The organism is Streptomyces fagopyri (assembly GCF_009498275.1).
Lineage (GTDB): Bacteria > Actinomycetota > Actinomycetes > Streptomycetales > Streptomycetaceae > Streptomyces > Streptomyces fagopyri.
Map to the genome: position 1 here is coordinate 6,195,227 of NZ_CP045643.1, position 10,913 is coordinate 6,206,139.

The window sequence follows — 10,913 nt, forward strand, 5'->3', positions numbered from 1 at the left end:
TGCCCCACAGGCCAAGCATTTTGGCCCGGCCGCCGACACGGGTGGTCCGGCTGCCCTGTCCCGGACCCGCGGACCGGCACTCGTCCAGCCGTCCGTGTCACACCAACTCCCGTCGTAACCGCCGCACTTCCGTGTTGAAGTGGATGTCGCGGTCGATGATCTGGTTGAACGCGGTGCTCAGCTCCGCGACCGGGGCGTACCCCGTCTCCGGCACCTCGGTGAAGTCGCCGTCGCGTGCGGCGGTCATCGCGGCGAGCGGCGGACGCAGATCGGACGCCCGGATCAGGCCGTCTTCGAATGCCCGATTCTGTCCGTCTTCGAGCACACGCGTAGCACTGTTCTCACTCATGGCGGCCCACTTCGGTAACTCGGCGCTTATGGGCGCAGTCAGTCTGTCACTCTGTCCGTGTCGCCTGAGGCGTATTCGTCCGAACTGCTCAGGGAGCTGCCCAGTGGGGGCCATTCCGACGCAACGGGAGTCCCAGCGGGACTCCACGGCACTCGCGCCTGACGCGCCCGCGCACCACCGTGCGGGCCTGGAGACGGTGGTGCGCGCCGCGCTGTCCGGCACCCCGCTCGCGCCCGGTGCCGCCCGGCGGCTGGTGCGCGAGGCGCTCGCCGACCGGGCGGCACTCGCGCCGCCCGGCGCCGGCGCGTTCGGTGAACGCCTCCGCGACGACGCCGTCGTGATCGTCAGCGAACTCGTCACCAACGCGGTCGTGCACGCGGGTACGGACGTGGAGCTGGTGTGCCGGTTCGAGCTCGGCGACGACGGCGGGGCGGGCGTTCCGGACGCGGTGATCGTCGAGGTGTCCGACCACCATCCGTCGCGCGCGGTACGCGAGGACGCGGCCGAACGCCCTTACGGCACACCGGAGTACGGGCGCGGGCTGCGGCTCGTCTCCGCGCTCTCGGAAGCCTGGGGCATCACCTATCGCACCGGTGTGAAGACCGTGTGGGCGCGGTTGCCCGTGGACGGCGCGGCGGAATTCGGCGCGGGCTTCGGACTGGCCGGGGAGGCGGGGGGCGTCACCGGCACCCTGCCGGGCGGGGCCGGGGAGGCGGGCGCCGACCGGGGTCCAAGGGCCCGGGTTCAGGGCCTGGGGCGGGGCCGGCACGTCGAGGGGGGCGCGGACGAGGGGCCGGGCGGTGACGTGGGCAGGAACGGCGGCGCGGGAACGGGCGGCGGCGCGGAGACCGGGGCGTACGCCGGGGAGCGCGGCATCGGGACGCCCGACGCCGGGACGAGCGTCGCGGAGCCGGGGCGCGATCCGTCCCGTGACCACGACTGGCTCAACCGCGGCGCCCTGTCCTTCCTCGCCGAGGCCTCCGACCTGCTCGCCGGCCAGCTCGACGAGGACCTGGTCGCCGCGCTCGCCGGACAGCTCCTGGTGCCCCGGCTCGCCGACTGGTGCGCGGTCTGGCTGGAGGACGAGGCCACCGACCGGGCGGGCGGCCTCGGCCTGGCGCTGGGACCGCGACTCGCCCGGGTCTGGCACGGCAGCGAGAACCGCATCGAGGAACTGCGCCGGGCACTGGAGAAGGACCCGCCCCGGCTGCCCGACTCGGTGCGTTCCCGGGCGGTGCCCGTGCCCTGGCCGGGGGAGACGCTGGAGGCGGGCGACATGCTGGGCGCCGCGGGCGAGGCGAGCGGTGCGGGTGGCCTGAACGAGAGGGGTGGGACGAGTGGTGCGGGTGGCCTGAACGAGAGGGGTGGGGTGAGCGGGGCGGCGATGGCCTACCGGCTGATCGCCGGCGGCCGGCCGCTCGGGACCCTCGTGATCGGGCGGGCCGGGCTGACCTGCTTCCCCGACGAGATCACCGGGCTCGTCGAGGACCTCAGCCGCCGGATCGCCCTCGCCATCGGCGCGGCCCGCCAGTACGCGCGGCAGGCCACCATCAGCCGGGTCCTCCAGCGGGGCCTGCTGCCCGGCGCGGTCGCCGAGATCCCCGGGGTGCGCAGCGCCCTCGTCTACGAGCCGCTCGACAAGGGCGGCCCCAGCGGGGACTTCTACGACCTGTTCCCGGCCGGCGACGGACGCTGGTGCTTCGTCCTCGGCGACGTGCAGGGCAAGGGGCCCGAGGCCGCCGTCGTGATCGGCCTCGCTCGCCCGTGGGTGCGGCTGCTGGCCCGGGAGGGCTGCCAGGTCGCCGATGTCCTCGACCGCCTCAACCAGCTCCTGCTCGACGACGCGACGGAGGCGGCCGACGCGGCGGCCCGCGCGCTGGTGGCCGCCGGCGGACCCGGCCTCGGCCCCGACGAGGGCCCGCAGACCCGCTTCCTGTCCATGCTGTACGGCGAACTGGTGCCCTTCGACGGAGGGGTGCGCTGCACCCTCGCGTCGGCCGGACACCCGCTGCCGCTGATCCTCGGTCCCGACGGCGACGTACGGGAGGTGGCCGAGCCGCAGACGCTGCTCGGGGTCTTCGAGGACGCGACCTATGTGTCCGAGACCTTGGACCTGTACCCCGGCGACACCGTGCTGTGTGTGACCGACGGCGTGACGGAGCGCCGCAGCGGGCCGCGCCAGTTCGACGACGACGAGGGGCTCGCGCGGGCCCTCGCGGGGTGTACGGGGCTCGGCGTCGAGCTCGTCGCGGAGCGGATCCGGCGACTGGTGCACGAGTTCGGCAGCAAGCCGCCGGAGGACGACCTGGCCCTGCTGGTGCTCCAGGCGGAGTGACGGCCTCGCCCCGCCGGTGCCGCGGGCGGAGTGACGGCCCGGCCCCGCCGGTGCCGGAGGCGGAGCTGGGAGGGCCCCGGGACGACGAGGCCCGGCCGCCGAGAGACGCGGTCGTATGCGGCGACCACGGAGATCCCCGGCACGGGCAGCGGGACCGGCCCCCCGGCCGGGTCACCTCCACACACCACGGCCCGGGGCGCGAGCGGGCGGAGGGGCGGAGGGAGCCGAGGGGGGAGTGGACACAGCGGGGGAGCGGTGCCCGGAGCGCGAGCGGACGCCGCCGCCCGAACGGGTCGCGCCGCCCGACCCCGTCCCGGCGCGCGCCCCCGCACCGGTCCGCCAAGCCCCACCAGGGTGCGAGCGGGCGTGGAGACCGGCGGACGGGCGCGGAACGGGGCGTGCGGCCGAGTACGGAGTACGGGTACGGGACACCGGCGGACCGGCGCGGAAAGGGGCATGCGGCCGAGTACGGGACAATGGAAGACATGCCTTCCGCACTCCCCGACGGCGAGCCCGTCCCCGACGACGGGGCGCTGCCCGCGCACGCCCTGGCCGGGGCCGCCGACCGCCCCCTCGGGTTCTACCTCCACGTGCCGTACTGCGCGACCCGCTGCGGGTACTGCGACTTCAACACCTACACGGCGACCGAACTGCGCGGCACCGGGGGCGTGCTCGCCTCCCGCGACAACTACGCCGCCACCCTGATCGACGAGGTCCGGCTCGCCCGCAAGGTGCTCGGCGACGACCCGCGCCCCGTCCGTACGGTCTTCGTCGGGGGCGGTACGCCGACGCTGCTGGCCGCCGACGACCTCGTACGGATGCTGGACGCGGTCCGCGAGGAGTTCGGGCTCGCCGACGACGCCGAGATCACCACGGAGGCGAACCCGGAGTCCGTGGACCCCGCGTACCTCGCGACCCTGCGGGCCGGCGGCTTCAACCGGATCTCGTTCGGCATGCAGAGCGCCCGGCAGCACGTACTGAAGGTGCTCGACCGCACCCACACCCCCGGGCGCCCCGAGGCCTGCGTCGCCGAGGCCCGCGCGGCGGGCTTCGAGCACGTGAACCTCGACCTGATCTACGGCACGCCCGGCGAGTCCGACGACGACTGGCGGGCCTCGCTGGACGCCGCCCTCGGCGCCGGACCCGACCACGTCTCCGCGTACGCCCTGATCGTCGAGGAGGGCACCCAGCTGGCCCGGCGCATCCGCCGCGGCGAGGTCCCGATGACGGACGACGACGTCCACGCGGACCGCTACCTCATCGCGGACGAGGTGATGGCGGCGGCGGGCTTCGACTGGTACGAGGTGTCCAACTGGGCCACCTCCGAGGCCGGCCGGTGCCTGCACAACGAGCTGTACTGGCGCGGCGCGGACTGGTGGGGAGCCGGGCCCGGGGCCCACAGCCACGTCGGCGGCGTGCGCTGGTGGAACGTGAAGCACCCCGGGGCGTACGCGGCGGCGCTGGCCTCCGGGAGGTCCCCCGGGGCGGGGCGCGAGCTGCTCTCCGGCGAGGACCGCCGCGTCGAGCGGATCCTCCTCGAACTGCGGCTGCGCGAAGGCTGCCCGCTCTCCCTGCTCCGCCCGGAGGGACTCTCGGCCTCGCGCCGCGCCCTGTCCGACGGGCTCCTGGAGAACGGTCCCTACGACGAGGGCCGCGCCGTCCTCACACTGCGCGGACGTCTGCTCGCGGACGCGGTGGTCCGGGACCTGGTGGACTGACGCACCGGCCCGCGGGCACACGGGGCACCCGCCCGGCCTCAGTCCTCGGTGCCGGCCGTGACGAAGTCGATCAGCTCCTCGACCCGGCCCAGGAGTTCCGGCTCCAGGTCCTTGTAGGAGCGCACCCGGGACAGGATGTGCTGCCAGGCCGCACCGGTGTTCTCCGGCCAGCCCAGGGCCCGGCACACGCCCGTCTTCCAGTCCTGCCCGCGCGGGACCCGGGGCCAGGCGGCGATGCCCACGGAGGACGGCTTCACGGCCTCCCAGACGTCGATGTACGGGTGGCCGAGGACGAGGGCGTGGTCACTGGTGACCGCCTCCGCGATCCGCGACTCCTTCGTGCCCGGGACCAGATGGTCGACCAGCACGCCCAGCCGGGCGTCCGGCCCCGGAGCGAACTCGTCGACGACGGCGGGGAGATCGTCGATGCCCCCCAGGTACTCGACCACGACGCCCTCGACGCGGAGGTCGTCGCCCCAGACCCGCTCGACCAGTTCGGCGTCGTGGCGGCCCTCCACGTAGATGCGGCCGGCCCGCGCCACCCGGGCCCGTGCGCCGGGCACGGCGACCGAACCGGATGCCGTGCGGCCGGGCCGTACCGGCCCCGCGGCCGGCCGGACCAGCGTGACCACCCTGCCCTCCAGCAGGAAGCCGCGCGGCTCCAGCGGGAACACCCGGTGCTTGCCGAAGCGGTCCTCCAGCGTCACCGTGCCCGCCTCGCAGCCGATCACCGCCCCGCAGAACCCCGTGCGGGGCTCCTCGACCACCAGACCCGGGTCGGCGGGGACCTCGGGCACCGGCTGGGGCTTCTTCCACGGCGGGGTGAGATCCGGAGAGTACTGGCGCATTCGGATGACGATAGGAGAACCGGCGGCGAGGTGGCGCGGAGATCCCTACGACACGCCGAAACGTGTCGCGAGCGCGTCCCGCTGTGCCCGGACGAACGCCGCATTCACCGCGGCCCCGTGACCGGGCACATACACCGCCTCCTCGCCGCCCAGACCGAGCAGCCTGTCCAGCGCCGCCGGCCAGCGCGAGGAGACGGCGTCGGGACCCGCCTGGGGCTCGCCCGACTCCTCCACCAGGTCCCCGCAGAAGACGACCTCCGGGGAGCCGGCCGGTCCGGTCACCAGGACCACCAGATCGTGCGCCGTGTGGCCCGGACCCACGTTCACCAGCCGTGCCCGCACCCCGCCGCCCAGGTCGAGCGTCAGCTCGTCCGGCACGGGGTCCCGCGGGGGGACCAGGGCGTCCGCGGCCTCGGCGGCGTCACGCGGGTCCAGGCCGTGGCGTACGGCGTCCGCGCGCAGGTCCTCGGCCCCGTGCGCGAACACCGCGCCGAGACCGGCGGCCCCGAACACCTGCGCGCCCGTGAACGCCGCCGCGCCGAAGACATGGTCGAAGTGCGGATGGGTGAGTGCGAGGTGCGTCACGTCCCGGTCCGTACCGAGGAGTGCTCGCGCCTCGGCGCGCAACCGTGCGCCCTCCCCGAGGCTCGCCCCCGCGTCGACCATGAGCGCCGCGCCCGCGCCCACCACCAGCCCGGCCGTGCAGTCCCAGCCCGCGAGCCGCCGCCGTCCCACGCGGGGGGCCAGCTCCTCCCAACCCGGCTCTTCCCAAGTCACCTTCATACGGTGACGCTAGCGGGAGGGCGGAACGCCGGTGAGACATCACGGGACACGTCGGCATACGTGCCCAAGATCGCGGGCCCGCCCTTGCCGGGGCCGTACCCACCGGCCGTACACTGGGCCGGGGCATGCTGGCACTCGCACGCGCTGAGTGCCAGGCGAGGCGACGAGCGACGGACAACTGGAGGTGCGCGCGATGCTGAGTGAACGCAGGCTCGAAGTGCTGCGCGCCATCGTCCAGGACTACGTCGGCACCGAGGAGCCGGTCGGTTCCAAGGCGCTGACGGAGCGGCACCGGCTGGGGGTCTCCCCGGCCACGGTCCGCAACGACATGGCCGCCCTGGAGGACGAGGGGTACATCGCCCAGCCGCACACGAGCGCCGGGCGCATCCCCACCGACAAGGGCTACCGGCTCTTCGTCGACAAGCTCGCGGGCGTCAAGCCGATGACGGGGCCCGAGCGGCGGGCCATCCAGAACTTCCTGGGCGGCGCCGTCGACCTCGACGACGTCGTCGGACGGACCGTGCGGCTGCTCGCGCAGCTGACGCGGCAGGTCGCCGTCGTGCAGTACCCGTCGCTGACCAGATCGACCGTGCGGCACGTGGAGCTGCTGTCCCTGGCCCCCGCCCGGCTGATGCTCGTCCTGATCACGGACACGGGGCGGGTCGAGCAGCGCATGATCGACTGTCCGGCGCCGTTCGGTGAGACGTCGGTGGCGGATCTGCGGGCCCGGCTCAACAGCCGGGTCGCGGGCCGCCGCTTCGCGGACGTCCCGCCGCTCGTCCAGGACCTCCCGGACGCCTTCGAGACGGACGACCGGGGTACGGTCACGACGGTGCTCTCCACGCTTCTGGAGACGCTCGTCGAGGAGACCGAGGAGCGTCTGATGATCGGCGGCACCGCGAACCTGACTCGCTTCGGACATGACTTTCCCCTCACGATCAGACCGGTGCTCGAAGCGCTGGAGGAACAGGTCGTGCTCCTCAAACTGCTGGGGGAGGCGGGGGATTCGGGCATGACCGTACGGATCGGTCACGAGAACGCGTACGAGGGACTCAACTCCACGTCCGTGGTCTCCGTCGGCTACGGTTCGGGCGACGAGGCAGTAGCCAAACTCGGCGTGGTCGGACCGACCCGCATGGATTACCCGGGAACGATGGGAGCGGTACGAGCGGTGGCACGGTACGTCGGACAGATCCTGGCGGAGTCTTAAGTGGCCACGGACTACTACGCCGTGCTCGGCGTGCGCCGCGACGCGTCCCAGGACGAGATCAAGAAGGCTTTCCGGCGGCTCGCGCGCGAGCTGCATCCGGACGTCAATCCCGATCCGAAGACGCAGGAGCGGTTCAAGGAGATCAACGCCGCGTACGAGGTGTTGTCGGACCCGCAGAAGAAGCAGGTCTACGACCTCGGCGGCGACCCGCTGTCCCAGGCGGGCGGCGCGGGAGCGGGCGGTTTCGGAGCCGGTGGCTTCGGCAACTTCTCGGACATCATGGACGCCTTCTTCGGCACGGCGTCGCAGCGGGGCCCCCGGTCGCGCACGCGGCGCGGCCAGGACGCCATGATCCGGCTCGAGATCGAGCTGGACGAGGCCGCCTTCGGCACCACGAAGGACATCCAGGTCGACACGGCCGTCGTGTGCGCCACCTGCAACGGTGAGGGCGCCGCGCCGGGAACCTCCGCCCAGACCTGCGACATGTGCCGCGGACGCGGCGAGGTGTCCCAGGTCACACGGTCGTTCCTGGGCCAGGTCATGACGTCCCGTCCGTGCCCGCAGTGCCAGGGGTTCGGCACCGTCGTGCCGACCCCGTGCCCCGAGTGCGCGGGCGACGGGCGGGTCAGGTCCCGGCGCACGCTCACGGTGAAGATCCCGGCGGGCGTGGACAACGGCACCCGGATCCAGCTCGCGGGCGAGGGCGAGGTCGGTCCCGGCGGCGGTCCCGCCGGTGACCTCTACGTCGAGATCCACGAGCTGCCGCACTCGACCTTCCAGCGCCGCGGTGACGATCTGCACTGCACGGTCACCATTCCGATGACCGCGGCGTCGCTCGGCACCAAGGTGCCGCTGGAGACCCTGGACGGGCTGGAGGAGGTCGACATCCGGCCCGGCACACAGTCGGGACAGTCGATCCCGATGCACGGACGCGGTGTCACGCATCTGCGCGGCGGCGGCCGGGGCGACCTCATCGTGCATGTCGAGGTCACCACGCCGACCAAGCTCGATCCGGAGCAGGAGCGGTTGCTCCGGGAGCTGGCGCAGCTGCGCGGCGAGGAGCGTCCGACCGGGCAGTTCCAGCCGGGCCAGCAGGGCCTGTTCTCCCGTCTGAAGGACGCGTTCAACGGCCGCTGACCCCGGCGGCGGTTCGTGCCGCGGCCCGGCCGGCGTCGGAGGACGAGGCCGTCCGGGTCGAAGCGGAAGCGCGGGGGCCGCGGCCCCCGCGGGCGGGACGGGCAGGGGCGGCGGAGGCCGAAAAGCCGCCGCGGACCGTCCCTCCCGATGGCCCGCCGCAGGCGGAAGGCCGGATTTCGGACTTGTTCGGAGGACGTGACAACATGCCGTCATGTCCTCCGCACTGACCGATCTCTTCCCTCACCCGATCGTGCAGGCCCCCATGGCGGGCGGCGTCTCCGTCCCGCACCTCGCGGCCGCCGTGTCCGAGGCCGGGGGGCTCGGGTTCCTCGCCGCCGGTTACAAGACCGCCGACGGCATGTACCAGGAGATCAAGCAGTTGCGCGGGCTGACGAGCCGGCCCTTCGGGGTCAACCTCTTCATGCCGCAGGCCGAGTACGCGGACCCGGCCAGCGTCGAGGTGTACGCCCACCAGCTGGCCGGTGAGGCCTCCTGGTACGAGACGGACCTCGGCGACCCGGACAGCGGTCGCGACGACGGCTACGACGCCAAGCTCGCGGTCCTCCTCGACAACCCGGTGCCGGTGGTCTCCTTCCACTTCGGCTGCCCCACCCGAGACGTCCTGGACTCCTTCGCCCGGGTCGGCACGCTCACCGTGATCACCGCGACCACGGCCGAGGAGGCCCTCGCGGTGCAGCGGGCGGGGGCCGCCGCGGTCGTCGTGCAGGGCGTGGAGGCCGGCGGTCACCAGGGCACCCACCGGGACAACCCGGAGACGGACGGCACGGGGATCGGACTGCTCTCCCTGATCGCCCAGGTCCGCGAGACCGTGCAGATCCCGGTCGTCGCCGCCGGCGGCATCATGCGCGGCAGCCAGATCGCCGCGGTGCTCGCCGCGGGCGCGAACGCGGCGCAGCTCGGCACCGCGTTCCTCGCCACCCCGGAGTCCGGCGCGCACGCCGTGCACAAGCAGTCCCTGACCAACCCCCTCTTCGTCCGCACGGAGCTGACGCGCGCGTTCTCCGGCCGCCCCGCGCGCGGCCTGGTCAACCGCTTTCTGCGGGAGCACGGGCCGTACGCGCCCGCCGCGTACCCCGAGGTCCACCACCTCACCTCCCCGCTGCGCAAGGCGGCGGCCAGGGCGGGCGACGCGCAGGGCATGGCCCTGTGGGCAGGGCAGGGACACCGGATGGCCCGTGAACTGTCCGCGGGACAGCTGGTGGAGGTGCTGTGCGCCGAGCTGGACGCGGCACGGACAGCGTTGTCGACGGCCGGCGAAGCGGGCGGTGCGGACCGATGACGGCACCGGTGTTCGTCGTCGACCACCTCGCCGCGGACAGCGCGGGACGCTACGTCCTCGACGGACCCGAGGGCCGGCACGCCGTCTCCGTGAAGCGGCTGCGGCAGGGCGAGGACGTCGTCCTCACCGACGGCGCCGGACGCTGGGCGCAGTGCGTCGTCGTCGACGCCGAGGGCAAGGACCGGCTGGTCGTGCGCGTCGGGTCCTTCGCCGAGGAACCTCCCGAGTCCCCTCGTATCACCGTCGTCCAGGCCCTGCCCAAGGGTGACCGGGGCGAGCTGGCCGTCGAGACCATGACCGAGACCGGGGTGGACGCGATCGTCCCCTGGGCCGCCTCGCGCTGCGTCACCCAGTGGCGGGGCGACCGGGGTCTGAAGGCGCTCGCGAAATGGCGGGCGACGGCCCGCGAGGCGGGCAAGCAGTCCCGCCGGGTGCGCTTCCCGGAGATCGCGGACGCCGCGACCACCAAGCAGGTCGCCGCGCTTCTGGCCGAAGCGGACTTCGCGGCGGTGCTGCACGAGGACCGGGAGTACGGCAGCGAGCCGCTCGCGACGGCCGAACTGCCCTCGTCCGGAACGATCGTGCTGGTGGTGGGCCCCGAAGGAGGCGTCTCCCCCGAGGAGTTGGACCTCTTCGCGCAGGCGGGTGCGAAGGCGTACCGGCTGGGGCGTAGCGTGCTGCGTACATCGACCGCGGGGACCGCGGCCACCGCGCTTTTGCTGGGGCGCACCGGCCGCTGGTCCTGAACGAACGTGTACGGGGGATGCGTTGGAACTCGCCCAGGTACGACTGCTGGTCGCCGACTTCCCGGCCTGCTACCGCTTCTACGCCGAAGTCCTCGGTCTCAAGCCCCAGTCGGGCGCGACCGGGGGGCCGTACGAGAAGTTCAGTCCCGCCACCGGCTCCGCGGGCATCGCGCTCCAGGACCGCTCGATGATGGCCCAGATCCTCGGTGAGGTGGGCGATTCGGCGACGGGCCACCGTTCCCTGGTCGTCCTGCGCGTCGACGACCTCGACGCCTACTGCGCCGGTGTCGTCTCGCGCGGCGGCGTCATCGCCCACGGGCCCGCTCCGCTGACCGACCGCATGCGCGTGGCCCATCTCAAGGACCCGGAGGGCAACCTCGTGGAACTCCAGGAGTGGCTGCTCCTGCGCAACTGACCGGGGTCCGCGCGGGCCCCGGTCAGGCCGGGGCAAGTGATCCAAACCCCTTTCCGGGGGAGCTGTCGCTGC

At 73.6% G+C, this 10,913-nt stretch carries 10 protein-coding genes; 7 read left to right on the forward strand and 3 right to left on the reverse strand.

The features are described from left to right. Positions 1-97 precede the first annotated feature (97 nt). Positions 98-349 carry a hypothetical protein gene (locus tag GFH48_RS26670; RefSeq protein WP_153290671.1) on the reverse strand — a complete coding sequence of 84 codons (252 nt, stop codon included), beginning with the start codon at positions 347-349 and terminating at the stop codon, positions 98-100. 103 nt (positions 350-452) lie between these two features. Between GFH48_RS26670 and GFH48_RS26675 the strand changes: the two genes are divergently transcribed. Both GFH48_RS26675 and hemW read left to right on the forward strand, forming a co-directional pair. Then, entirely contained in the window at positions 453-2,684 is a 2,232-nt protein-coding gene (locus GFH48_RS26675; protein ID WP_153290672.1) for an ATP-binding SpoIIE family protein phosphatase, read from the forward strand. 485 nt (positions 2,685-3,169) lie between these two features. Next, a complete protein-coding gene (gene hemW, locus GFH48_RS26680) occupies positions 3,170-4,402 on the forward strand; it encodes a radical SAM family heme chaperone HemW (protein WP_153290673.1) in 1,233 nt (410 codons plus the stop codon). Positions 4,403-4,440: 38 nt separating this feature from the next. Here the strand turns inward: hemW and GFH48_RS26685 are convergent, their stop codons facing one another. Together GFH48_RS26685 and GFH48_RS26690 are read right to left on the reverse strand one after the other, a co-directional pair. Then, entirely contained in the window at positions 4,441-5,250 is an 810-nt protein-coding gene (locus GFH48_RS26685; RefSeq protein WP_153290674.1) for a DUF3097 domain-containing protein, read from the reverse strand. Between the two features lie 45 nt (positions 5,251-5,295). Then, positions 5,296-6,033 (reverse strand): MBL fold metallo-hydrolase, encoded by a 738-nt coding sequence (locus GFH48_RS26690; RefSeq protein ID WP_153290675.1) that lies wholly within the window; start codon positions 6,031-6,033, stop codon positions 5,296-5,298. Positions 6,034-6,226: 193 nt separating this feature from the next. On the opposite strand from GFH48_RS26690, the gene hrcA reads away from it, so the two are divergent. The 5 genes from hrcA (at position 6,227) to GFH48_RS26715 (ending at position 10,841) form a co-directional block, all read left to right on the forward strand. Next, the gene (gene hrcA / locus GFH48_RS26695) at positions 6,227-7,243 is read left to right on the forward strand and encodes a heat-inducible transcriptional repressor HrcA (RefSeq protein ID WP_153290676.1); all 1,017 of its coding nucleotides are present in this window, start codon (positions 6,227-6,229) and stop codon (positions 7,241-7,243) included. Further along, on the forward strand, positions 7,244-8,380 hold the full coding sequence (gene dnaJ / locus GFH48_RS26700; RefSeq protein WP_153290677.1) for a molecular chaperone DnaJ: 1,137 nt from the start codon (positions 7,244-7,246) through the stop codon (positions 8,378-8,380). A 211-nt stretch (positions 8,381-8,591) separates the two neighbouring features. Next, the gene (locus GFH48_RS26705) at positions 8,592-9,680 is read left to right on the forward strand and encodes a nitronate monooxygenase (protein ID WP_153290678.1); all 1,089 of its coding nucleotides are present in this window, start codon (positions 8,592-8,594) and stop codon (positions 9,678-9,680) included. After that, a complete protein-coding gene (locus tag GFH48_RS26710; RefSeq protein WP_153290679.1) occupies positions 9,677-10,426 on the forward strand; it encodes a 16S rRNA (uracil(1498)-N(3))-methyltransferase in 750 nt (249 codons plus the stop codon). Before GFH48_RS26705 ends, GFH48_RS26710 begins: the two co-directional genes overlap by 4 nt. Positions 10,427-10,448: 22 nt before the next feature. Further along, on the forward strand, positions 10,449-10,841 hold the full coding sequence (locus GFH48_RS26715; protein ID WP_153290680.1) for a VOC family protein: 393 nt from the start codon (positions 10,449-10,451) through the stop codon (positions 10,839-10,841). Positions 10,842-10,913: the final 72 nt, after the last annotated feature.

Bases quoted from the DNA above. Each gene is read 5' to 3' on its own strand.
- GFH48_RS26685 (WP_153290674.1), bottom strand. From the start codon at position 5,250: ATGCGCCAGTACTCTCCGGATCTCACCCCGCCGTGGAAGAAGCCCCAG.
- GFH48_RS26670 (WP_153290671.1), bottom strand. From the start codon at position 349: ATGAGTGAGAACAGTGCTACGCGTGTGCTCGAAGACGGACAGAATCGG.
- hrcA (WP_153290676.1), top strand. From the start codon at position 6,227: ATGCTGAGTGAACGCAGGCTCGAAGTGCTGCGCGCCATCGTCCAGGAC.
- GFH48_RS26710 (WP_153290679.1), top strand. From the start codon at position 9,677: ATGACGGCACCGGTGTTCGTCGTCGACCACCTCGCCGCGGACAGCGCG.
- GFH48_RS26690 (WP_153290675.1), bottom strand. From the start codon at position 6,033: ATGAAGGTGACTTGGGAAGAGCCGGGTTGGGAGGAGCTGGCCCCCCGC.
- GFH48_RS26705 (WP_153290678.1), top strand. From the start codon at position 8,592: ATGTCCTCCGCACTGACCGATCTCTTCCCTCACCCGATCGTGCAGGCC.
- hemW (WP_153290673.1), top strand. From the start codon at position 3,170: ATGCCTTCCGCACTCCCCGACGGCGAGCCCGTCCCCGACGACGGGGCG.